This is a genomic window from Bradyrhizobium ontarionense (assembly GCF_021088345.1).
In the GTDB taxonomy this organism is placed as follows: domain Bacteria; phylum Pseudomonadota; class Alphaproteobacteria; order Rhizobiales; family Xanthobacteraceae; genus Bradyrhizobium; species Bradyrhizobium ontarionense.
Genome location: NZ_CP088156.1, coordinates 8,191,095 through 8,212,190, shown reverse-complemented (window position 1 = coordinate 8,212,190; position 21,096 = coordinate 8,191,095). Strand labels below are relative to the sequence as shown.

At 66.4% G+C, this 21,096-nt stretch carries 22 protein-coding genes; 7 read left to right on the top strand and 15 right to left on the bottom strand.

What is annotated here, in order from left to right; translation table 11 throughout:
• Nucleotides 1–16: 16 nt before the first annotated feature.
• From LQG66_RS36075 to fliL, 6 genes are all read right to left on the bottom strand, one after another.
• Nucleotides 17–253, bottom strand: coding sequence for a hypothetical protein (locus LQG66_RS36075; RefSeq protein WP_231321255.1), 237 nt, complete (start codon nucleotides 251–253; stop codon nucleotides 17–19).
• Nucleotides 254–430: 177 nt separating this feature from the next.
• On the bottom strand, nucleotides 431–4,204 hold the full coding sequence (locus tag LQG66_RS36070; protein WP_231321253.1) for a tetratricopeptide repeat protein: 3,774 nt from the start codon (nucleotides 4,202–4,204) through the stop codon (nucleotides 431–433).
• A 103-nt stretch (nucleotides 4,205–4,307) separates the two neighbouring features.
• Complete coding sequence (locus tag LQG66_RS36065; protein ID WP_231321251.1) at nucleotides 4,308–5,078, bottom strand: MotE family protein; 771 nt, start codon at nucleotides 5,076–5,078, stop codon at nucleotides 4,308–4,310.
• Entirely contained in the window at nucleotides 5,075–5,548 is a 474-nt protein-coding gene (locus LQG66_RS36060) for a DUF6468 domain-containing protein (protein WP_231321187.1), read from the bottom strand. Before LQG66_RS36060 ends, LQG66_RS36065 begins: the two co-directional genes overlap by 4 nt.
• Complete coding sequence (gene fliM / locus LQG66_RS36055; RefSeq protein WP_231321185.1) at nucleotides 5,545–6,747, bottom strand: flagellar motor switch protein FliM; 1,203 nt, start codon at nucleotides 6,745–6,747, stop codon at nucleotides 5,545–5,547. The genes LQG66_RS36060 and fliM overlap by 4 nt, the downstream gene beginning before the upstream one ends.
• Nucleotides 6,748–6,767: 20 nt before the next feature.
• Entirely contained in the window at nucleotides 6,768–7,262 is a 495-nt protein-coding gene (gene fliL / locus LQG66_RS36050; RefSeq protein ID WP_231321183.1) for a flagellar basal body-associated protein FliL, read from the bottom strand.
• Between the two features lie 383 nt (nucleotides 7,263–7,645).
• On the opposite strand from fliL, the gene flgF reads away from it, so the two are divergent.
• From flgF to flgH, 4 genes are read left to right on the top strand one after another with little or no spacing between them, the layout of a single operon-like run.
• A complete protein-coding gene (gene flgF / locus LQG66_RS36045; protein ID WP_231321174.1) occupies nucleotides 7,646–8,410 on the top strand; it encodes a flagellar basal-body rod protein FlgF in 765 nt (254 codons plus the stop codon).
• Between the two features lie 28 nt (nucleotides 8,411–8,438).
• Nucleotides 8,439–9,227 carry a flagellar basal-body rod protein FlgG gene (gene flgG, locus LQG66_RS36040; protein WP_231321172.1) on the top strand — a complete coding sequence of 263 codons (789 nt, stop codon included), beginning with the start codon at nucleotides 8,439–8,441 and terminating at the stop codon, nucleotides 9,225–9,227.
• A gap of 19 nt (nucleotides 9,228–9,246) precedes the next feature.
• Nucleotides 9,247–10,317 (top strand): flagellar basal body P-ring formation chaperone FlgA, encoded by a 1,071-nt coding sequence (gene flgA / locus LQG66_RS36035; RefSeq protein ID WP_231321169.1) that lies wholly within the window; start codon nucleotides 9,247–9,249, stop codon nucleotides 10,315–10,317.
• 5 nt (nucleotides 10,318–10,322) lie between these two features.
• Nucleotides 10,323–11,102: a flagellar basal body L-ring protein FlgH gene (gene flgH, locus LQG66_RS36030; protein ID WP_231321160.1), complete on the top strand. Its 780-nt coding sequence runs from the start codon at nucleotides 10,323–10,325 to the stop codon at nucleotides 11,100–11,102.
• Nucleotides 11,103–11,427: 325 nt separating this feature from the next.
• Here flgH and LQG66_RS36025 read toward each other — a convergent pair whose 3' ends face one another.
• The 8 genes from LQG66_RS36025 to LQG66_RS35990 all read right to left on the bottom strand — a co-directional run bounded on the left by LQG66_RS36025 (nucleotide 11,428) and on the right by LQG66_RS35990 (nucleotide 18,351).
• Complete coding sequence (locus LQG66_RS36025; RefSeq protein ID WP_231321158.1) at nucleotides 11,428–11,829, bottom strand: hypothetical protein; 402 nt, start codon at nucleotides 11,827–11,829, stop codon at nucleotides 11,428–11,430.
• A gap of 13 nt (nucleotides 11,830–11,842) precedes the next feature.
• Complete coding sequence (locus tag LQG66_RS36020; protein WP_231321156.1) at nucleotides 11,843–12,250, bottom strand: hypothetical protein; 408 nt, start codon at nucleotides 12,248–12,250, stop codon at nucleotides 11,843–11,845.
• A gap of 1 nt (nucleotide 12,251) precedes the next feature.
• Complete coding sequence (locus LQG66_RS36015) at nucleotides 12,252–12,500, bottom strand: hypothetical protein (protein WP_231321153.1); 249 nt, start codon at nucleotides 12,498–12,500, stop codon at nucleotides 12,252–12,254.
• 196 nt (nucleotides 12,501–12,696) lie between these two features.
• On the bottom strand, nucleotides 12,697–13,488 hold the full coding sequence (locus LQG66_RS36010) for a 2-keto-4-pentenoate hydratase (RefSeq protein WP_231321151.1): 792 nt from the start codon (nucleotides 13,486–13,488) through the stop codon (nucleotides 12,697–12,699).
• Between the two features lie 141 nt (nucleotides 13,489–13,629).
• Entirely contained in the window at nucleotides 13,630–14,667 is a 1,038-nt protein-coding gene (locus LQG66_RS36005) for an SDR family oxidoreductase (RefSeq protein ID WP_231321115.1), read from the bottom strand.
• 103 nt (nucleotides 14,668–14,770) lie between these two features.
• Nucleotides 14,771–16,879 carry a sensor histidine kinase gene (locus tag LQG66_RS36000; protein ID WP_231321113.1) on the bottom strand — a complete coding sequence of 703 codons (2,109 nt, stop codon included), beginning with the start codon at nucleotides 16,877–16,879 and terminating at the stop codon, nucleotides 14,771–14,773.
• Between the two features lie 266 nt (nucleotides 16,880–17,145).
• Nucleotides 17,146–17,511 (bottom strand): RNA polymerase-binding protein DksA, encoded by a 366-nt coding sequence (dksA, locus tag LQG66_RS35995; RefSeq protein WP_172114412.1) that lies wholly within the window; start codon nucleotides 17,509–17,511, stop codon nucleotides 17,146–17,148.
• A gap of 228 nt (nucleotides 17,512–17,739) precedes the next feature.
• A complete protein-coding gene (locus tag LQG66_RS35990; protein WP_231321111.1) occupies nucleotides 17,740–18,351 on the bottom strand; it encodes an NAD(P)-dependent oxidoreductase in 612 nt (203 codons plus the stop codon).
• Nucleotides 18,352–18,495: 144 nt separating this feature from the next.
• Here LQG66_RS35990 and LQG66_RS35985 point away from each other — a divergent pair, with 144 nt between their 5' ends.
• Complete coding sequence (locus tag LQG66_RS35985; RefSeq protein WP_231321109.1) at nucleotides 18,496–18,870, top strand: winged helix-turn-helix transcriptional regulator; 375 nt, start codon at nucleotides 18,496–18,498, stop codon at nucleotides 18,868–18,870.
• Nucleotides 18,871–18,882: 12 nt separating this feature from the next.
• Here LQG66_RS35985 and LQG66_RS35980 read toward each other — a convergent pair whose 3' ends face one another.
• A complete protein-coding gene (locus LQG66_RS35980) occupies nucleotides 18,883–19,296 on the bottom strand; it encodes a flagellar assembly protein FliX (protein WP_231321107.1) in 414 nt (137 codons plus the stop codon).
• Nucleotides 19,297–19,566: 270 nt separating this feature from the next.
• Between LQG66_RS35980 and LQG66_RS35975 the strand changes: the two genes are divergently transcribed.
• Nucleotides 19,567–20,691, top strand: a complete 1,125-nt coding sequence (locus LQG66_RS35975) for a flagellar basal body P-ring protein FlgI (protein ID WP_231321104.1) — start codon at nucleotides 19,567–19,569, stop codon at nucleotides 20,689–20,691.
• Entirely contained in the window at nucleotides 20,691–21,083 is a 393-nt protein-coding gene (flgJ, locus tag LQG66_RS35970) for a flagellar assembly peptidoglycan hydrolase FlgJ (protein ID WP_231321102.1), read from the top strand. The genes LQG66_RS35975 and flgJ overlap by 1 nt, the downstream gene beginning before the upstream one ends.
• Nucleotides 21,084–21,096 lie beyond the last annotated feature (13 nt).

Genomic DNA, 21,096 nt, shown 5'->3' with positions numbered 1-21,096 from the left:
GCCGTCGCGCGCGGCCTCAGCCCGCGACGTCGTACTGCTTGCTGAGATGGTCGCCGATCTGCACCAGCATCGCCACGCATTCGGGATAGCCCGGCCGCGTCGCCGTGCCGGGATCGGCCTTGGCGCGGAACTCCCATTTGTTGCCCCAGCGCAGCACCGAGATCGCCATCCCGTCGGGACAATCGGCATGCGCCTTCAGCTCCGCCGTGGCCATCGCGATGAGCTCGGCTTCGGTCTTGGTCGGCTTCGTCATCTGGGTCGTATCCTCCGGCTGTCCGCGTCTGGCTCGGTTATGGAACTGGGCTGATCAAGCTCGTTCCACGTCCGTGCGCCTTGATCGCGCGCAAGGTGCCGCTTTGCGTCGCAGCTGTCGAGAGGATCGGGAGGATCGCACCACGTCGGTGGCGGCAGCGCGGCGGCGCCGGCGACGTCAACGGCCCGCGGTCGCCTGCTTGACGCCCTTGATGCGCGGCAGGCCGCCCGTCGTGTCCGGTTCGACCTTCGCCGCGTCCTTGCCGCCTTCGGGGGCTTTGCCGGTGGCGTCCGGGAAGCGCGCCCGCATGTCGCGCAGGAAGCCGTCGAGCGTATCGACGCTGGCCGCCATCTTGGCGATCTGGGCGAATTCGGCGCTGGAGCCGGTCGCCGGCTTGCTGGCGACGTCGAAGGCGATCTTGTCGGCCTCGCCGGTCATCAGCGGCGCGTATTTCTCGCGGAACCTGGCCAGACCGATGACATCCTCCGCCAGCGCATAGCCGACCACGGCGCGCAGGATGTCGCCGCGCTCGGACGGATTGAGCGGCCGGAAATCGCGCCAGCGGTCGCCGTAATAGAGCTCGATCTGCTCGGACGCCTCGCGCCAGCGCCGCGACGCCCAGTAGATGTCGGAGCGCAGCCGGATCGCCTCGCGGCCGATGATGTTGGTGATGATGTCGAGCGCGAGATCGTGACGGCCGACGTCGCTGTTGGCGCGCGCTTCCAACAGCAGCCGCTGCTGGCGCAATTCGCCGGCGAGGTCGGCGATGCGGGTCGTGCGCAGCGCTTCGAGGGCACGGTCGGGCTTGCGATTGGTGAGATAGACCATGGCGAGACGCGATGCGACCTGGGCCCGCGCCGCCCCTTCCAGGCGGTGATCCACCTGGTACTGCAGGAGCTCGGCGGCCTGATCGAGCAGGTCGATGCCGACCAGCCGGTCGGCCAGCTTGCGGATCATCTCGTCGCCGCGCCGTCCGATCGGGGTCAATTCGCGATAGCCGTAGAAGATGCTGAGCGCATCGACCGGCGGCAGGTCGTCGGCTTTGCCGCCCAGGAACAGCTGCGAGAACAGCGCCGATGCGGCATCCTGGGCCTGTCGCGCCATGTCGGAGTTGGGCATCAGGCGGGTCGCGGTGCGTGCGGCCTCGAGCGAATCCGCATAGCGTCCGCTCTCATTGTACATCTGCGACATCATCTGCAGCGTCTGCACCTCGATGGCGTCGCCGCGCCAGATCGCCTGCAGGGTCTCCAGTTCCTTCAGCGCGTCGGCCGGCTTGATCTCGCCGCGCTTCTGCAACAGCTTGATCTCCAACAGCTTGGCTTCCGCGGCGGCCAGGCGGTCATTGGAGTTGATGGCGGAGCGATACTCGTCGAGCGCATCCTTCTCCTGCGCCATCGCTTCGGCAAGCCGGCCGCGCAGCACGGCGACGTCGGGCTTCATGTCGGGCGGGACGCCGATGACGTCCAGCTCGGCGCGCCGCTTGGCGGCGCCGGCAAAATCCTTGATCTCGAGCGCCGACTTCATCGCGTCCGCGATCACGACACGCTGCAGATCGAGCGGCAGCGAGGCGATGGCGAACTCGACGTTCTTCAGCTTCTCGCGCGCATCGGCGAACTTGCCCTGGCGCGCATAGGCCAGGCCCTTCCACATCTGCGAGTCGAAATTGTTGCCGATCGTGGGGCTCGTGAGATCCTTCAGGCCCTGATCCGGCCGCCCCATCAGGATGCTCGCCACGGCATGGATCATCAGCATGGCGGTCTCGTCGGTGCGCGGGTCACTGTCCGAGATCATCAGGTTGGTCATGCCGCGCGCCTCCGGATACATTCCGCGCGCCATGTAGAAGCGTGCCAGCGCGAGACGCGCCTGCGCCCGCCGCTCCGGCTCAGCGCTCGCCGAGGCCTTGATCAGCGCGTCCTGGCGCGGCAGGAACGGCAGCGTCTGGTTCTGCTGCCATTCGTCGATGTCGAACATCGGCCGCACCGCAGTGGCCGCGCGCTCCGGCGAGAAGCCGATCGAGGACAAGGTCAGGCCGCCCGGCCGTCCCAGGATCACCTTGTCGGGAGCGATCTCGACGGCGACATCGTCCGAGTTCGGACGCACCGCGATGCCATGGACGGAATCGAGCAAGGACAGGTCGACGAAGTCCTGGCGCTTGATGAAGCCGCGGATCGGCGGCGGTGCAGTCACCACCAGCAGCGTGTCGCCGGCATCGGGATCGGTCAGGCGGTGCAGCAGTCCCGGCCCGGGGTTGGCGAGCGGCACCACGACGTTGGCAAGCGCGGGATCGGTCACGTTGCGCATCACCATCAGCGGCTGCTGACCGGCCTGCCCCTTGTCGCCGAACGACAGCACCCAGCTGCGGCCCGCATCGTCGCTGCCGAGCGAATGCATCTGCGGCCGGTTGAGGCGGATGCGGATCGCCTGTCCCTTGTCGAGCGGCACCCTGCCGACCTCGCCGATGATGGCGCCGCCCTTGGCCCGGATCGGCTCGACGTCAACAGGCTTGGTCGAATCGAACACCATCCACACGGTATCGCCGCGGCGGAACAGCGCCGCCGGCGTCACCTCGCCGAAGCCGAAGGTGAGCCGCAGGCCCTCGCTGTCGCGTACCGCCTCCAGCGTGGCGGCCCCATCGGCAGGCTTCTCGGCGGCCTTCTGGACCGGCTTGGCGGCGTCCTGCCGCGCGGCGTCGGGCTTGGCGATATCCGGCGTCGTCTCGGCTTTGGCCGCGTCCATCTTCGCCGGCTCGGCTTTCGCGGGTTCGGACGTTGTGGCTTCCGGCTTGGCGGTGTCGGGCCTGGCAATGTCCGGCTTGGCAGCCTCGGAGCCGGCCTCGGCCTTCACCGCCGGCGCGGGCGTTGCAGCCGCTGCGGGCCGGGCCGGCTCGGCTGCAGCCTCCGTCGCAGGCGCGGCCATGGCGGGGGCGGGCTTCGCCTCCGCCTTCATCTCCTTCGCGATCGTCTCGGAGGTCGGCGGCACGATCTCGGCCTGGGCGGCAGGCTTCGGCTTGTCGCCATTGGGCTTGTCGCCATTGGCTCTCTCGCCGTTGGACTTCTCGGCGGCGGCCGCCTTGGCGCCCGGCAGCGCGTCCGGCGTGACCGCGGACACCTTCTTGTCCGGCTGCATGTAGGCGACGTCGATGTTGTAGTTCTTCTCGTCGCGAAACGCGTGAACGTCGACCTCGCCGATCAGGCCCAATTCGACGATGGTCTTGCTGCCGTCGAGCCGCTGGTTGATCGCGGCGACGTTCGGCGGCGCCGCGATCTTGGCATCGGCGAGATCGAAGGAGAGCGGCGCCGTGAAGAACAGCGACAGCTTCTGCTCATTGAGCACGGAGGAGATGCCGACACCGTCGGGAATCTCGAACACGAAGCGCACGAAGGTCGGCTGCACCAGCGCGCGCACGCGGATCGGCGGCCGCTTCTTCGATTCGGTCTCGGCACGCTGCAGCCGCAGCGCGCGCTCGGCGACGCGGGCCCGTTCGGCGAGCTCACGCACGACCTCGGCCGGCAGCGGCGGCGGCGCGCCGGTCCAGCTGTCGGGCAGGAGATCGATGAAGACGCGCTCGCCCGCGGTCATCGTGTTGACGCGCACCTTGCGGGACAGCGAAAGCCGCAGCGCCGAGCCGTCGGGATCGCCGCGCGCCGACGAGATGTAGTCGGGCGCCGCGTCGACCCAGCGGTCGATCAGAACGTTGGCCGGCCGGTCGAACCTGATCAGCAGGATGGAGCCTGCGGTGGTGACGTCGGCCCCGACGTCCTCGGCGAATTTCAGCACCAGCCTTGCATAGCCGTTCTGGGCCGAAAGGCTGGCCTCGCCCGGCACCGGTGCCGCGCCGGCGGCCGCGGTCGACAGCACCAGCCCGATGACGATGGCGGACAGCAGCGTGAGGCCCGTGCGCATGCGCGCTCGGGCCTGCGGCCACAATCCAACGGGAGTCGTGCGCGGCATGGTCACAAGCTTCCAGTTCGATATCCGTAACTCGGCGGATACGCCTGCCCCGCCATGCCGGAAGTCTAGCGACCGGCGTTTAAGGGCTCATTAAACATGCGGTTCAATTGGTCTTCAGCGGCACGATCTTGCCTTCGATCTTCGGCAGCTCGACGCTCGCTTCCGACCTGTCGGCGCCGGCCCGGCGCGCGAGCTCGACGGTGAGCCGCTCGGCGGCTTCCGGCGTCATCAGGCCGAGAATGTCCGACATCTTGCGCGGGGCGATCTGCGAGGCGATCTCGAGCAGCACCGACATGTCGAGCCGGTCGAACACCTTGGCGGCATCCTTCGGCTTCATGCCCTCGTACATCGTGACGATGCTCTTGAAGCGGGCGTTGTCGGCTTCGCTCTTGGCGCTCTGTGCGGACGAGATGCGGCCCTCGATCGCCTTCATCTCCTCGGTCTTGGACTGGATGCGCTGCTCGGCCGCGCGCAACAGGCTCTCGCGGATGTCGATCTCGCGGGCGCGCGCCTCGAGCTCCTGGCGGCGCGACTGCAGCCGCTCGAGGATCGCCTTCTCCGCCGGCGACACCTGCTGCTGGTTCTCCTCCGGCTTGATCACGACGCCGTCCGGCTTGGTGGCCGGGGCGGCCGGCTTGGGCGCTTCCTCCTTCTTCTCCTTCGGCTCGCCATGGGTCGAGCCGGTGACGAGGTCATTGTCCTCGCGGCCCGGGAAGCCGAGATTCTCCTGCGCCCAGGAGCGCTTGCCGGACTGCGGATTGTAGTCGAACACGTAGCCGCCATCGATGACGAGGCCGGCCACCTTCAGCACCGCGAGGCACGCGACCGCGATCAGAACGACTGGGATGACACGTATGTTACGGAACGCATTCATGCGGCAAGGCCACCGGTCCTTCGACGTTCGGAGAATGCCTGGGCCGCGGCGGCGACCGCCTTGGCGCCGGAGACGCGGACAGGCTCGGCCGTGATGGCCGGCGCCGGTGCCGGCTCGGGCGCGGCGTCAGGCGAGGTGATGGGGCGCGCGGCGCTGGCGATCCGCGACAGCCGGCGGACCACGCCGTCGCTCTCGGCGAGCTGCTTCTTCAGCTGGTCCGACATCTGCGTCGCGGCGGCGAGCTGATTGCCGAGATTGTCGTTGACGTCGCGCACCGCGAGCTTGAGGCCGCCGATCGCGCGTTCGGCGATCTCGGTCGCGGTGATCAGCTCCGCGATGACGGCCTTCAGCGAATGCTCGTCCGCCTTCAGCCGCTTCAGCCGCCCGTTGAGCAGCATGCAGTACCCGATGGTGAGCACCAGCAGGACCGCCACCAGGCTTTCGATGATCAATCCGAGCGAGTGGTTCATTGGGCCTCCATCAACTTGTTCTGGCCTTCAGAGCCTTCGAACATCGCAAGCGTCGTATTCGGCTTGCGCAAATTCTTGGTGACACGGATCGCGACGCGGTCACCGACCCGGCCCATCCGCCCTTCCGTCAGCATGGTATTGCCGCAGCGGACCGTGACCAGCGCGTCGGGACGGATGTCGAGCGGCAAGGTGTCGCCGACCTTGAGCCGCATCAGCTGCTTCAACGGCACGTCAGCCTCGTAGAGCACCGCGTCGACGGCGATCTCGGCCTTGGTGATCTCGGTGGCGAAGTGGCCTTCCCAGATCGGATCACGGCCGAACTTCTCGCCCATGAACATCTGCAGCAGGACCGGGCGGATCGGCTCGATGGTCGCATAGGGCAGCAGCAGCTCGATATTGCCGCCGCGATCCTCCATGTCGATCCGCAGCTTCACCAGGATCGCGGCATTGGCGGGCCGGCTGATCGCGGCGAAACGTGGATTGGTCTCGAGCCGGTCGATCGTGAAGCGGACCGGCGACAGCGGCCGGAACGCCTGCTCGGCATCGGTCAGCACGACCTCGATCAGGCGCTTGACGAGATTGGTCTCGATCGTCGTGTAGGGGCGGCCCTCGACGCGCAGCTGGGTGTTGCCGCGGCGGCCGCCGAGCAGCACGTCGATGATCGAGTAGATCAGGGTCGAATCGACGGTGGCGAGCCCGAAATTCTCCCACTCCTCCGCCTTGAACACCGAGAGCACGGCCGGCAGCGGGATCGAGTTCATGTAGTCGCCGAAGCGCACCGAGGTGATGCGGTCGAGCGAGACTTCGACGTTGTCCGAAGTGAAGTTGCGCAAGGAGGTCGTCATCAGCCGCACCAGGCGGTCGAAGACGATTTCGAGCATCGGCAGACGTTCGTAGGAGACCATCGCCGAATCGATGATCGCACGGATGCCGGAATGGTCGTCGAGAACGACCTCGCCGGCGGTGAAGCCGAGGAGATTGTCGATCTCCTCCTGCGACAGCACCCGCTCGCCACCGTTCTTGGTGGCGCCGAAATCGCGGCTGCCGTCCTCGACCATCGCGGCCCATTGCAGGGCCATCGATTCGGTGAGTTCGTTCGCTGCTGCGGCTTCTGCGGCCTCCGCGGGATCCTCTGAATCGAGTGAGGCTTCCCATTGTGCGGCTATCGCGTCTTGGTCGACTGGATCGTTGCCCGCCATGATCTTCTAGCTTCCGTGCCTTACTGGACCACGATTTCCTTGAACAGCACCGCGCTGACCTGGTTTGGCGCCAGCGCGACGTTGACCCGCTTGGTCAGCTCCTCCTTGAGCCGGAACAGGCCCGCCGAGCCGTTGAGGTCGCTCGGCCGGAGCTCCCGCAGATAGGTCTGGAAGATGTCGGTGACGCGCGGCAGGGTCGGCTTGATCGTTTCGACCTGCTTCTCCTCCTTCACCTCCAGCACGATCTTGACCTTCAGATACTGGACGCGATCGCCGGGATTGCCGACCAGGTTGACCAGGAGGTCCGGCACCTCGACGAAAGCCGGCGGCTTCGGCGGCGGCGCCGCCTCGGCGTGATGCTCGTCGTTCTTGTGGCTGAAGAAGAAGAAATAGGCCGCGCCGCCGACGCCGAGCAGCGCCAGCGCACCGACGATCATGATGATCAGCTTGAGCTTGCCCTTCGGCGCGCCGGCTTGCTCTTCGCCATCGCCTGCTCCGCCTTCATTCTCAGCCATGGCCTTCGGGTCCCGGAAATAGTGAGGGAAATCGAACCGATGCCGCCAGAAAGCTAAATGACGCGAAACTAACGCTCTCAGCGCATCTGCGCTTGTTGAGGGAACGCTACGGTAACAATGGTTAACGGAAGCTTTCTTTTGTTAAGGCACTGGGAAAAACTTGCCGGGCAATTATGGTTGACGAGACGTTATTGCCGGGCGTTTTGGCCGCCCATGAAAATCTAATATATTGATTTAAAACATATTTCTGAGTTGGCACGGCATTCGCTCTAACCCCTTCGAACCCGCCGGCTTGGGAGAGCTGAACGGTTCTGGAAGACCCGATCAAGACCGCCTTGGGAGAGGCGCCGTGAGCGGGATTCGTTAAGAGGGGAGATCGACCGGTGGAGAACGCGCTTCTCATCGGATTGTCGCGGCAGATGGTGCTGGAGCGGCAACTCGACGTCGTTGCCAACAACGTTGCCAACGTCAATACCAACGGCTTCAAGGCCGACCAGCAGCTGTTCGAGGAGTATCTCTCCTCCGGCGCGCATGAGGACAATTTTCCGGGCGCCGCCCGCAAGGTCTCGTATGTGCAGGACCGCGGCACCTATCGCGACTTTTCGCAGGGCTCGATGCAGCATACCGGCAACGCGCTGGACGTCGCCGTCGCCGGCGACGGCTTCCTGGCCGTGCAGACCGCTGCCGGCGAGCGCTACACCCGCGACGGCAACCTGCACATGAACAATCTCGGCCAGCTGGTCACGACCGCAGGTGACCCGGTGCTCGGCACCAGCGGCCCGATCGTATTCCAGCCGACCGACCACGACATCAACATTTCCCCGGACGGCACCGTCACCGTGGTCGAGGGCGTCAATCGCGTCGATTCGATTCGCGGCAAGCTCCGCCTCGTCGGCTTCGCCGATCCGCAACAGGCGCAGAAGCAGGGCAACAACCTCTATGCGGCGGCCGGCGGCGTCACGCCGCAGCCGGATATCAAGTCGACCATCCAGCAGGGCTACATCGAGAAGTCGAACGTGAGTGCGGTCGGCGAGATGAGCAAGATGGTCGAAGTGATGCGTGCCTACACCCAGGTCGCCAACATGCTGCAGGTCCAAAGCGACCTGCGCAAGAACGCGATCGAGAAACTCGCCGACGTTCCGGCCTGACCGCGACAGACCTTGAAGGAGACGTGACATGCAGGCGCTTCACACCGCGGCAACCGGAATGGCGGCACAGGAACTCAACGTTCAGGTGATCTCCAACAACATCGCCAACCTCCGCACGACCGGCTTCAAGAAGCAGACGGCGGCGTTCCAGGACCTGATCTACGAGCACGTACGCCGGGTCGGCGCGCAGTCCTCGGACCAGGGCACGATCCTGCCCGTGGGCGTCGACATCGGCGGCGGCGTCAAGACCGTCGGCACGCCACGCTCGATGACGCAAGGCACGCTGTCGCAGACCGGCAACGATCTCGACCTCGCGATCACGGGCGAGGGCTTCTTCAAGGTCCTGATGCCCGACGGCACCTTCCAGTACACCCGCGACGGCACCTTCCAGATGGACAATCAGGGCCGCATCGTCACGGCGCAAGGCAACCCGGTGCAGCCGACGATCACGATCCCGCAGAACGCGTCGGGCATCACGGTGAACGCGCAGGGCCAGATCTCGGTCACGCTGCCGGGCTCGACCACCTCGAACATCATCGGCCAGCTCCAGGTCACCCGCTTCATCAACAAGGCCGGCCTGCAGCCGGTCGGCAACAACCAGTTCACCGACACGCCCTCCTCCGGCGCGCCGCAGGATGGCATCGCCAACCAGGATGGTCTGGGCAGCATCACCCAAGGCAGCCTGGAGCAGGCCAATGTCGACGTCGTCAGCGAGATGAGCGAGCTGATCGCCGCCCAGCGCGCCTATGAGATGAACGCCAAGGTCATCTCCGCCGCCGACCAGATGCTGCAATCGACCACGGCGCTGTTCCGCTGAGGCCCGAAGGGAGATCACAATGATGACCCGCTCCGCCCGCCCACTGCTTCTGGCCGCCGCCCTGCTCGCCTCGACCGCCATGTCGGCGATGGCCGGCGAGGCCGACGACCAGATCAAGGCCCCCGTGCTGCGCTCAACCGTCAGCGTCAGCGGCGACATCGTCCGCGTCGGCGACCTGATCGAGAATGCCGGCGCGGCGGCCAACGTCGCCGTCTACCGCGCGCCCGATCTCGGCACAACCGGCGTGCTGCCGGCCGCGCAGGTGATCGCGACCTTGCGCAGTCACCAGGTCATCGGCGTCGAAGTCCGCGACATCAAGGAGGTCGCGGTGACCCGGCTCGCCCGCGCGATCGACGCCAAGGAGGTCGGCACCGCGGTGGCCCAGGCGCTCGAGCATCGCAACGGGCTCGGCGACGCCGCCAGCCTCAGCATCAGCTTCGACCAGTCGGTGCAGGATCTGAAATTCGACGCGGCCATCAGCGGCACGCTCGCCCCGACAGCGGTGCGCTTCGATCCGCGCAGCGGCCGCTTCGACGTCACCCTCGAGCTCGGCTATGCCAACGGCACGACCCCGGTCCGGCTGCGCTACACGGGCACGGCGATCGAGACGGTCGACGTATCGGTCCTGACCCGCAACATCGAGCGCAACGAGCTGATCCGCTCCGGAGACCTGCAGACCGAGCGGCGGTCGCGCGCCGAGCTCGGCGGCGCCGAGCCCGCCTCGCGCGAGCTCGCGGTCGGCATGCAGATGCGCCGCGCGATCCGTGCCGGCCAGGCGCTGAAGACCACCGACCTGAGCAAGCCCGACCTCGTGCAGCGCGACCAGGCCGTCACGCTCATCTACCAGACCGCGGGCATCTATCTCACGACGCGCGGCAAGGCGCTGGAATCGGGCACCGAGGGCGACGTCGTCAGCGTGCTCAACCTGCAGTCCAAGCGCACGGTCAGCGGCCGCGTCACCGGGCGCGGCCAGGTCACGGTCGACACCGTGGGCGGCGCCAAACCTCAGCAGACCTCGGAGGCGGAGATCGCAGCCCCCGTCGCCGTCGCCAGCCGCCTGCCCGCCTCCGCCACCACGAAAGCCGAGTAAGTTTCATGTCGATGTTCAAGTTTGATGCGCAGACCTCTTCCGGCTTGCGGCGGGCCGCATTGGTCTCGGTATCCTTCGCCGTGCTGAGCTTCGCAGGCGGCTGCTCCTCGATCGACCGGCTGTCGCAGATCGGCGAGAAACCGAAGCTGACGGAGATCGACAACCCGACCACGCAGCCGGGCTACAAGCCGGTGCAGATGCCGATGCCCAAGCCCGAGACGGTGTCGTATGCTCCGAACTCGCTGTGGCGCAACGGCTCGCGCGCCTTCTTCAAGGACCAGCGCGCGCATCAGGTCGGCGACCTCCTGACCGTCACGGTCAGCATCTCCGACAAGGCCAACATCGCCAACGAGACCCAGCGCAGCCGCACCAACAAGGAAGACTCAGGGATCACCGATTTCGTCGGCTCGAAGACGCTCGGCGCCACCGGCAAGAATATTCTGCCCGGCCGCATCCTGACCGCCGACGGCACCTCGTCCTCCGACGGCAAGGGCACCATCCAGCGCTCGGAGTCCTTGACCACCAGCGTCGCCGCGGTCGTGACCCAGGTGCTGCCGAACGGCAATCTGGTCGTCGAGGGCAAGCAGGAGATCCGGGTCAATTACGAGGTCCGTGAGCTGATCGTGGCCGGCATCGTGCGGCCCGAGGACATCCAGAGCGACAACACGATCGACTCGACCAAGATCGCCCAGGCCCGCATCTCCTATGGCGGCCGCGGCCAGATCACGGACGTACAGCAGCCGCGCTACGGCCAGCAGGTGATGGACATCCTGCTGCCGTTCTGAAGCGGAGATCAGCATCGCAAGACCGGGCGGATCACGCCCAGTCGCCTAGAAAACCGCCGCCCCGCGATCTCGTCGCAGGTCGGCAGTCTGGAACGAGGACAGAAGAGACCACAATGGAAATCCCTCCCCGTGCGGGGAGGGTCAGGACAAGGGTTGGCCGAGCGCGACATCGGTCATTGCGAATACCCCCGCAGCCGCCGCCCTTCTCCTGAAAACGAGCTCCCACATTGCCCAATGCGAACCTAGGCGCAGCGGGTGATGTATACACGGCCTCCGGTAGCTCCCCTGCCGGAGGCCGTGTTCGTCTTGGGAGCTCCGCGTGACTTCAAGGACGGCCGGGAGACCAGTCGATCGCAGTGAAGCCGGCAGGCGCAGCAATGACCTCGGGCTCGTCGGTCGCCTTTCGCAGCACCACATCGCCGCGATTGGCGTCATCGATTTCGGTCGGCGTGCCATCCGACGTCGAGGCAAGAAGTCCCACGAGATCGGGAGAGCTGCCCAGCACATACCGCTCAGCCGCGTCGAGCATGACCAGCGCCTCCTCGCGGATGAACGCCGCTGTCCACGCGTCTGGAAGTCCTCTGACAGCGGCAAACTCATCTGCAGGGATGGAACGCGTATGCCGACGCATTTCATCGACGATCCGCTGCGGGGAGAAGTTTGGCGGCTTGCCGGCCGCAGCAAGAACGAGGGGGCCGATCGGACAGTACTGACGCCCGATCGCCACGAGGTCTGCGATGTCACGCGCCTTCGATCGACCGGACACCGCGAGCACGTTGTTGACGGCGAGATCGGCCTGGTGAAGCCGTGCCCCCCCACTCGTCATCCCTGACCAGCGGAAAGAAGCGAAGCTTCGTTTCGGCGAACCATTGGATCACCGTCGAGTCCGAGCCGTCGGACACAGTCGCGTCGACACATCCGTAAATGATGAAATCCCGGTGCACTTTGAAGCCCGCGGCATTCAGAGCTGCGATGTCGAGATTCGCCGCGTCGGTGACCTGTTCGTCTGCGTCGTGGAAGATATCGATATCGTCGGATCGACGGGGCCAATCCTTGTTGAGGATCAGTCCCCTGGCCAAATAGCTGCTGTCCGAACGATGCTTTGCCAGAACGCGCAGGATGGCTCTCTGCAGTTCACTGAGAGCCATGTCAGCCGACCATTGCTTGCAGCCGATCCAGCATCCGCCGTCCCATCACGAAGGCACGCGCATCCCCGCGCTCCATCATGGCCCTCGCGGCGACGCCAATCCGGGACCGGAGATCCGGCAGCCGGTCGAGATCGACATTGTCGAGAATGCGGGTCCCATAGAGGCGTAAGGCTTCGTCGAGCATCCCGACCAGCTCGTCTTGGCCGTTCCGCTCGCCGTCCTGTTCAGACTGATCTCCGACGATGCTCATGGGCACCTCCCATCTTCTGTCAGGATAACACGCGAGTGCTCAAGGGAGACAACGCTTGGCCTATGACGCCGATGGCGCCTTGTATTCTTGTTTTGTTCTCGTTTTGCGCCGAGGTGTGCAAGCGGCCGTGCAACATGAAGCGGCGGGTGCCGGCGTGAGGCCCCATGGTGGGGCTCCGGCTTGCGGCCTCAGGCCGTCACACGAACGCCGCCTCGACCACGCCGAGCCCGTCCAGCTCCATCCGCACCCGGTCGCCGGCCCCAAGCCAGACGGTCTTGACCAGGCTGCCGGTCAGGACGAGCTGCCCGGCCTCGAGCCCGTCACCACGGGCGGCGAGATGATTGGCAAGCCAAGCCAGCGCATGGATTGGATGTCCGAGCACGTCGGTACCGGCGCCCTCACCGACCAAGGTGCCGTTGATGATGGCGCGGCCCTGCACCGCGGCCAGGTCCGGTACGGCAGCGCCTGGGAGCGCCGGGCCGAGGACGCAGCCGGCGGCAAAGAAGTCGTCGGCGATGAGCGTCGGCGCCCCCAGCGTCTCCCATCGCACATAGCGGTCGTCGACGATCTCGATCGCCGCATGACAATCGCCGATCGCGTCGGCGACACGATCCATGGTGAACGGCGCATCCAGCGGCAGCAGGTCGTGCTTGAGCCGCACGGCGATCTCACACTCGACGCCCACGCGGACGAAGTCGGCCGTCCGCAGCGCCACGCCCGACTCGTGAATGCCGCGCGCGAACACCCCGCCCGCACAGGGATGCGGAATGCCAAGATAGTCCTGCATCACCTTGCTGGTGCAACCGATCTTGTAGCCGGCGAAGTCGGCGGCCTGTTCGGCGAGCAGCCAATGGACCTCGCGCTGGATCTCGTAGCCGGCCGCTTCATCCTGCGGCTGAAGCTGAGGCGGCAGCGCGCCCAAGGGCGTCCGCTGCGTGCGGGCATGCGCAATCAGTTGCGCAGCGGCGAAGACTTCGTCTGCTCCCATGCTCCTTCAACTCCCGTTCTCAGCCGCGCGAAGCGGTCTTTCAGGAATTATGACGAACGGCTTGTTTATAAACGAGATTTCTATTCCCGTCTCAGCTTCATCAACAATTTGAGGCGGCGTGGCTGAAGCTCAACGGGTGCTTCAATCCGCTTTGCGCTTCACCACACCGAGTTCGAGCAGGCTCTCAGCCGTGGCGACGATCGCGTCCTCGTTGGAGCGCGGCGTCCAGCCGAGCAGGCGCCGCGCCTTGTCGGCGTTCGCCTCGCAATACCGCCCCAGCAGCGGCAGCACCGCACGCAACTGCGGCACCGCCAATCCCAACACGCGCGCCAGCCAGTCCGGCAGCTCGTGCCGCGGCGCCCGCCGCCCGGCGACGCCCAACCGCGCGCGCAGGACCCCCGCGATCTCCACGAGCGAGACGCTCGGGCCTGCCATGGCCAGGAAGCGCTCGCCTTTGGCCGCCGGCGCGGTCATCGCCCGCAGGTGCAGATCGGCGACGTCGCGCACGTCGACCAGGCCGAAGTTGATGCGCGGCGCGGCCGGAACCCTCCCGGACAGCAGCGCCCGGACGATGGCGATCGAGGTCGAGACGTCCGGCCCCAGCACCGGGCCGAGCACGGCGACCGGATTGACGGTCGCAAGCTCCAGCGCGCCGCCCTCGCGGGCGATGAAATCCCAGGCGGCACGTTCGGCCAGGGTCTTGGACTTCGTGTAGGGGTGCACGCCCGGGCCGTCGAGACGGCTCCAGTCGGTCTCGTCGAACGGCCGGCGGCGCCCCGCATGGCCATAGCCGATCGCAGCAAAGGACGAGGTCACCACCACGCGTCTGGCGCCGGCGTTGCGCGCGGCCCTCAGCACCCGCAGCGTGCCTTCGCGCGCCGGCACGATCAGCTCGTTCTCATCCTTCGGCACGTGAGCCGGCACCGGCGAGGCGATGTGGAGAACGTAGTGGCAGCCGGCGGCGGCCTCCGCCCAGCCGTCATCTCTGGTCAGGTCGGCAGCATGAAACGACAGAGGACCGGTGTCGGTCGCACCGCCGCGCCTCAGCATCTCCAGCACCTCGCCCCGGCGATCGAGACTGCGCAAGGTGGTGCGGATGCGGTGCCCGGCGGCCAGCAGCTGCAGGATCGTATGTGCCCCGATGAAGCCGGAGCCGCCGGTGACCAGAACGTCGCTCATGGCAGCTTCCTTCTCCGCTCCCGCTCCACCGGCCAGGATAGGACTGCGCCATGGCGTGGCCATGTCAGTCCAGACCGATAGCGCTCGCAGCAGGCAGAGACGATCAGGTGGCGTCGGCCGCGACGACGCGCGTCTCGCTCAACGCTTCCGGCCAGGGCAGCTCGAACTGGCAGATCAGCCCGCGCTCGTCAAAGCTGCGCTGCAGATGCCTGACCGTGCGGGTGAGCAGCCGGCTGCCGAAGCCCACCACCGGCGGCTCTCTTGCCGGAGGCCCGCCGCTTTCCTGCCAGCGGACATGCAGCGCGTCGGGTCCGAGCGACCAGCCGACCTCGATGCGGCCGGCCGGCGTCGTGAGCGCGCCATACTTGCTGGCGTTGCAGGCCATCTCGTGGATGACCAGGGCGAGCTGGGTCGTCAGCTCGACCGGCACCACGATGGCAGGGCCGCGGGTCACGAGCTGATCGGGTGCGCTGGCAAACGGCGCGACCTGGCTGGCGATGAGCGCGGCGAGGTCGGCGCCCTGCCAGTCGTTCTCCGCGAGGCTGGTGTGAGCGGTGGCCAGCGCATGCAGGCGCGAGGAAAAATCGCCCACCTTGGCGTCGTGCCGCGGCAGCAGCTGATGGGCCAGCGACTGCACCACCGCGAGACTGTTCTTCACGCGATGAGCCAGCTCGTGCACCAGCAGCTCGCGCTTGCGGTCCGCCTCCTTCGCCGCCGTGACGTCGATGTTGACGCCGATCATGTGCAGCTCGTCGCCGCCCTGCCCGCGCAACATGCGGGCGCGCGCCTCGATCCAGCGGACGGTGCCGTCCGGCAGCGGCACCCGCCATTCCGAATCGAGCTCGCCCGTGATCAGCGCCTGCGCGTTGTCCCGGTCGGCACGGGCCCGGTCTTCGGGATGAACGAGCGCCAGCCAGGCGTCATAGGTGCCGGGGAAAGTGCCGGGCTGGAGACCATAGAGCTCCTCGATCTCGTCCGACCAGCGGCTGGTGCCGGATCTGCCGTCCCAGATGAAAGTACCAAGCCGTCCGTATTTGGCGGCAAGCTTGAGCTGCTCGGCGGTGCGCGAGGAGTCATCCCGAGCCATCGCGAGCAGCCTGAAATTCTCCTGGATGATGCGCGCGCTCTCGGCCTGCGCCTGCTCCGCGGCGGCAAGGCGGGCGTTGAGCGCCCGCACCTCGGGTGGATCGAACGGCGCCGCCTCGCCGGGGGTGGAGCTCGTCACCGCGATGCTGCCGAGCGGCCTGGCGATGCTGGTGCCGATCGCGGCCGCGAGCAGCAGCGCCAGTGCGCAGATGGTCGTCGCCGCGATGGTCGCCGTTTTGACCGTCGAGGAGATCGCCTGCGCAAACGCCGCCTGCTTCATGCCGACGCCGACGACCCAGTCGCTGAGCTGGGGATGCGCGTTGGCGTTGATGACGGGGTCGCCCTCGATGGAGGGAAATTCCGAGACGCCGGTGACCCTGGCGTGCGCCCGCCACCCGACCGAGGCAGGCTGGCCGGCGGCGGTCGCGTTCTTCGGGATGCGCGAGACGTACCTGCCCTCGCCATCGATGATGCCGACCAGCCAGTCGGCCGGCAGCTGCTGCTGGGCGAGCAGCCGTGTGTAGTTCGATGCCGGCATGGCCATCGACAGGCAGCGGAACGGCTTGCCATCCTTGAAGACGGGGACGTCGACGGTCGCGACCCACTCCCCGGAATTGGGGCCGGGAAAGATGTCCGAGATCGATGGCTTGCCGGACTCGAAGGCGCGAGCCTGCGAGCGCAGGCCTTCGGCCGTTCGCTCGCCGAGCGGCCTGCCCGGCCGGGCCAGGGTGTTGAGCAGCAGCCGGCCGTCGGCATCGGACACGATGATCCAGCCTTCACCGCTGACGAGACCGACGCGACGCGCCTCCGCCTCGAATTGCGCGAGATCGTCCGCCCTCAGATCCGGGGATTTCGCCAGCACGTCGGCCAGCGCAACGTAGCGTCGCAGTTCGGCATCGACGGCGCCCGAAATCGCCTGGGCGGCGTACAGGAGGCCCCGCCGGATCGAAGCGTCGGCGGACTGCGCCATCGATACGATGACATAGGCGATCAATCCGACGCAGGGCAGGAACAGAATGCCGGCAAGCAGAAGGAGGCGTCCCTTGATGCTCAGCACGCCATACCAACGCTGCACTGGAGCGAGCGCACCTGCGCGCACGCCCGTCGGTATCTCCGGCTCGCGCATGATCCCCCGCGGCTCGTTCCGACCTTGGAACAGCCACCAATTCCGCAAGCGACGAAAAGTTCCGGCTGGTTTGAAAACAACAGCGACCACGCTTGCGCGCAGCGATGTTCCGCCCCGGCGGGGGCTCCCGGCCAGGCAGCAAAAAGCTCCTCTTCGGGCGCATCTGATGGATGCGAAAAGAACGCATGCGCAGGCATGGCACAGCCGCACAGCCGTGCCATGCCGACAATGGCCGCGGTCCTGCTCGCTTAGGTCAACATCGTGACCTACTCGTCGCGATAGACCTTCTCGCGTTTCTCGTGGCGTTCCTGCGCCTCGACCGACAGCGTCGCGATGGGACGGGCTTCGAGCCGCTTCAGCGAAATCGGCTCACCGGTCTCCTCGCAATAGCCGTAGGTGTTGTCTTCGATGCGCTGGAGCGCCGCGTCGATCTTGGAGATCAGCTTGCGCTGCCGGTCACGGGCGCGAAGCTCGATAGCCCGGTCGGTTTCCGACGACGCGCGATCGGCGAGGTCGGGATGGTTCACGTTCTCCTCCTGCAGAGCCTGCAGGGTGAGCTTCGATTCGCGCAGTATCTCCTCCTTCCATGCCAGCAGCTTGGCGCGAAAATACTCGCGCTGGCGTTCGTTCATGAAAGGCTCTTTTTCGGAAGGTTTGTAGTTCTTCAACTTTTCCAAGGTCAGCCCATCTGTACGTGCTGGCGCCGGTCACGGCACCGGCGGACGGAATACGCCCGTTCGCGGCCGCGTTATATAGCGGCCTCTTGTGACAGACAATATTTCCATCAGCACCGGCGCCCCGCCGCCAAGCCGCTGCACAGGCAAATTTATGCCTGCCGGACGGGGCGCCGCCGGCCGGCCTCAGTAGCCGACCGTGAAACGGGCCCGTTGATGCGCCGGACGCTCGATTTCGTCGACCATCGCGACTGCGAAGTCCTCGAACGAGATGAAGCTCTTGCCCTCGGCATCGACCAGCAGCTGGTCCGTTCCGAGGCGGAACTTACCGGTCCGGGTGCCGAAATCGATCAGGGCCGAGGGCGACAGGAAGGTCCAGTTGAGCTCCTTTTCCTGGCGCAGACGGTCCAGGAACGCCCCGCCCTTCTCGGCTTCGGCCTTGTACTGCGCGGGAAAGGCCGGCGTCGTGACCAGCTGCACGCCCGGCGCGACCTCCAGCGAACCGGCGCCGCCGACGACAAGGTAACGTGATACGCCCGAATCCTTGGCAGCGCCGATCAGGGTCTCGGCATCGCTGGCGAGGAAGTGGATCGCGCTGATGGCGACGTCGTGGCCGGCCCATAACCTGGCCAGCTCGGCACGGTCATTGGCGTCACCTTTCACCGCCGTGACGTTGGCGTGTTTGACGATCTTGTCGGGGTTCCGGGCGATGCCGGTCACCTGATGGCCACGGCTGGCCAGCTCGGCGGTAATACGGGACCCAGCGCGGCCGGACGCGCCGGCGACGGCGATCTTCATGCGAAAACTCCTTGTTCGAGATCATAAGGTCGGACCAAAGACGCTGGACGGCGCTCCCTTGGTATCCGATAGTGACTAGATAGCGTAATGAATGCTGGTGTTAAGAGAGCACTTTCAGATCACCTGGTCACGCCGGAGTAACCGATGCGAGCCGCCAACGTCTATTCGGCCGACTGCCCGACGCGTCAGATCCTCGACCGCGTCGGCGACAAATGGGCCGTGCTGATCCTGATCCTGCTGCGCAACGATCCGTTGCGCTTCAATCAGTTGCGCCGAGCCATCGAAGGCATTTCGCAGAAGATGCTCTCGCAGGTGTTGAAGAGTCTGGAGCGCGACGGGCTGGTGCGGCGCCGCGCGGTCGCGACCGTGCCGGTCACGGTGGAATATTCGATCACGCCGCTCGGGCTGACGTTGGCCGCCGCCGTCGATCCGCTGCGCGACTGGGCGGAGCATCATCTGAAGGATGTGACGGCCGCGCAGCGCCGCTACGATTCGCAGCGGCAATCGGAGGCGGCGTGAGGCGCGGCGGCGTCAACCCTGCCCGGCCTTGGCGAGCTCGACCTCGACCCGCAACTCGATCTCGGAGAGGATCGCGTCGAGCCCTGGATCTCCGGACGACTGCTTGAGGTCGACAGCGGCATCGCGCAGCCGCAGCGCTGTCGCGGTATCGAGCTTGCCGGAGAGCAGCGACAGTTTGAGATCGTCGAGCACGTCGAGCGCGCGCTTGCCGCGCTGCACCGAGCGCTTGCGGCGCTCGGCCGGCTCCTCCTCGATCCCCTGCAGCGCGAGCAGCGCGTCGATGTTGGCGGTCTGCTTCGGCGCCAAGGTCGCCCGCGTGTCCTGGGTGGTGCCGACATCGGGCAGCTTGAAGCCGCCGGACGAGGTCTTCCGCGTGGAGCTCGTGGACGTTGTCAGCGTCGTGCCGTTCGGTCCGTAGATGCGCATCGATGGCTCCCGCAGGCTTTCACGTGTCGGGCGCGAGCTTGGCTCGGTCGTGGTTAACGGTGCGTAAACAGCCCGGCAAATTCTGCCGGGGCGGCAGCTTCGGTCCAGCTGTGCGATCCCTGATCAGAACAAAGCCGCCGATCGATTTCACACTCTTTCAATGAGTTAGCCCGGAACATCGGCGTGGCACGGCGCTCGCATAGCTAACTCCGATCATGCGGTCATGGGAGTGGCCAAGTGATCTCTTGAAGAGTTCGAGGGGAGCATAGGATGCGACGCGTCCGTTCAACGCGCCTGTTTCAGGTCGCCTGCGCCGCCATGCTGGCGCTGGCATCTTCTGCCTTGTCCGCGCATGCGACCTCGCGCATCAAGGATCTCGCCAATATCGAAGGCGTCCGCCAGAACCAGCTGATCGGCTACGGCCTCGTGGTCGGCCTCAACGGCACCGGCGACACGCTGAACAACATCCCGTTCACCAAGCAGTCGCTGCAGGCGATGCTCGAGCGCATGGGCGTCAACATCCGCGGCGCCACCATCCGTACCGGCAACGTCGCCGCCGTCATGGTGACCGGCAATCTGCCGGCTTTCGCCACCCAGGGCACGCGCATGGACGTCACGGTGTCGGCGCTCGGCGACGCGAAGAACCTGCAGGGGGGCACCCTGCTCGTCACGCCCCTGCTCGGCGCCGACGGCAACGTCTATGCGGTGGCGCAAGGCTCGCTCGCGATCTCCGGCTTCCAGGCCGAGGGCGAGGCGGCCAAGATCGTGCGCGGCGTGCCGACGGTCGGCCGCATCGCCAACGGCGCCATCATCGAGCGCGAGATCGAGTTTGCGCTGAACCGGCTGCCGAACGTGCGGCTCGCATTGCGCAACGCCGACTTCACCACGGCCAAGCGCATCGCGGCCGCGGTCAATGATTTCCTCGGCGTCAAGACGGCCGAGCCGATCGATCCGTCCACGGTGCAATTGAGCATCCCGCCGGAATTCAAGGGCAATGTCGTTGCCCTCCTGACCGAGATCGAGCAGTTGCAGGTCGACCCCGATCTGGCCGCCAAGATCGTCATCGACGAACGCTCGGGCATCATCGTGATGGGGCGCGACGTGCGTGTCGCCACCGTCGCGGTGGCGCAGGGCAACCTCACCGTCACGATCTCCGAGAGCCCGCAGGTCAGCCAGCCCAATCCGCTGTCGCGCGGCCGCACCGTGGTCACGCCGCGGACCAGCGTCGGCGTCACCGAGGACGGCAAGAAGTTCGCGGTCGTCAAGGATGGCGTGTCGCTGCAGCAGCTGGTGGACGGTCTCAACGGTCTCGGCATCGGCCCGCGCGACCTGATCAGCATCCTGCAGGCCATCAAGGCGGCGGGCGCGATCGAAGCCGACATCGAGGTGATGTAATGGCCTCGTCCTTCATCGACGCCTATAGCGGCCGCGCTCCGCTCAGCCTGCCGAGCGCGGCGGCAGTGACCACGCCGCGCACCGATCTCGATCTCGCCGAGGCACTGACCAAGGTCTCCCCCAAGGCCCAGGCCAAAGCCAAGGCGACCGCGACCGACTTCGAGGCCATGTTCCTCAACTCGATGTTCTCGCAGATGACGAACGGCGTGAAGGGCGAAGGACCGTTCGGCGACACGCCGGGCACCGGCGTCTGGCGGTCGATGCTGACCGAGCAATATTCGAAGAATTTCGCCAAGGCCGGCGGCGTCGGCATTTCCAACGACGTCTTCCGCACGCTGATCCTGCAGCAGGCCAGGAGCAGCAATCCGAGCGCCGCAGGCGGCAAGGTGTAGATGTTCGCGTTCA

What these genes read in the sequence shown, in the direction of transcription:
- LQG66_RS36075 (WP_231321255.1), bottom strand. Translation starts at nt 253, where the DNA reads ATGACGAAGCCGACCAAGACCGAAGCCGAGCTCATCGCGATGGCCACG.
- LQG66_RS36070 (WP_231321253.1), bottom strand. Translation starts at nt 4,204, where the DNA reads ATGCCGCGCACGACTCCCGTTGGATTGTGGCCGCAGGCCCGAGCGCGC.
- LQG66_RS36065 (WP_231321251.1), bottom strand. Translation starts at nt 5,078, where the DNA reads ATGAATGCGTTCCGTAACATACGTGTCATCCCAGTCGTTCTGATCGCG.
- LQG66_RS36060 (WP_231321187.1), bottom strand. Translation starts at nt 5,548, where the DNA reads ATGAACCACTCGCTCGGATTGATCATCGAAAGCCTGGTGGCGGTCCTG.
- fliM (WP_231321185.1), bottom strand. Translation starts at nt 6,747, where the DNA reads ATGGCGGGCAACGATCCAGTCGACCAAGACGCGATAGCCGCACAATGG.
- fliL (WP_231321183.1), bottom strand. Translation starts at nt 7,262, where the DNA reads ATGGCTGAGAATGAAGGCGGAGCAGGCGATGGCGAAGAGCAAGCCGGC.
- flgG (WP_231321172.1), top strand. Translation starts at nt 8,439, where the DNA reads ATGCAGGCGCTTCACACCGCGGCAACCGGAATGGCGGCACAGGAACTC.
- flgA (WP_231321169.1), top strand. Translation starts at nt 9,247, where the DNA reads ATGATGACCCGCTCCGCCCGCCCACTGCTTCTGGCCGCCGCCCTGCTC.
- flgH (WP_231321160.1), top strand. Translation starts at nt 10,323, where the DNA reads ATGTCGATGTTCAAGTTTGATGCGCAGACCTCTTCCGGCTTGCGGCGG.
- LQG66_RS36020 (WP_231321156.1), bottom strand. Translation starts at nt 12,250, where the DNA reads ATGGCTCTCAGTGAACTGCAGAGAGCCATCCTGCGCGTTCTGGCAAAG.
- LQG66_RS36015 (WP_231321153.1), bottom strand. Translation starts at nt 12,500, where the DNA reads ATGAGCATCGTCGGAGATCAGTCTGAACAGGACGGCGAGCGGAACGGC.
- LQG66_RS36010 (WP_231321151.1), bottom strand. Translation starts at nt 13,488, where the DNA reads ATGGGAGCAGACGAAGTCTTCGCCGCTGCGCAACTGATTGCGCATGCC.
- LQG66_RS36005 (WP_231321115.1), bottom strand. Translation starts at nt 14,667, where the DNA reads ATGAGCGACGTTCTGGTCACCGGCGGCTCCGGCTTCATCGGGGCACAT.
- LQG66_RS36000 (WP_231321113.1), bottom strand. Translation starts at nt 16,879, where the DNA reads ATGCGCGAGCCGGAGATACCGACGGGCGTGCGCGCAGGTGCGCTCGCT.
- dksA (WP_172114412.1), bottom strand. Translation starts at nt 17,511, where the DNA reads ATGAACGAACGCCAGCGCGAGTATTTTCGCGCCAAGCTGCTGGCATGG.
- LQG66_RS35990 (WP_231321111.1), bottom strand. Translation starts at nt 18,351, where the DNA reads ATGAAGATCGCCGTCGCCGGCGCGTCCGGCCGCGCTGGGTCCCGTATT.
- LQG66_RS35985 (WP_231321109.1), top strand. Translation starts at nt 18,496, where the DNA reads ATGCGAGCCGCCAACGTCTATTCGGCCGACTGCCCGACGCGTCAGATC.
- LQG66_RS35980 (WP_231321107.1), bottom strand. Translation starts at nt 19,296, where the DNA reads ATGCGCATCTACGGACCGAACGGCACGACGCTGACAACGTCCACGAGC.
- LQG66_RS35975 (WP_231321104.1), top strand. Translation starts at nt 19,567, where the DNA reads ATGCGACGCGTCCGTTCAACGCGCCTGTTTCAGGTCGCCTGCGCCGCC.
- flgJ (WP_231321102.1), top strand. Translation starts at nt 20,691, where the DNA reads ATGGCCTCGTCCTTCATCGACGCCTATAGCGGCCGCGCTCCGCTCAGC.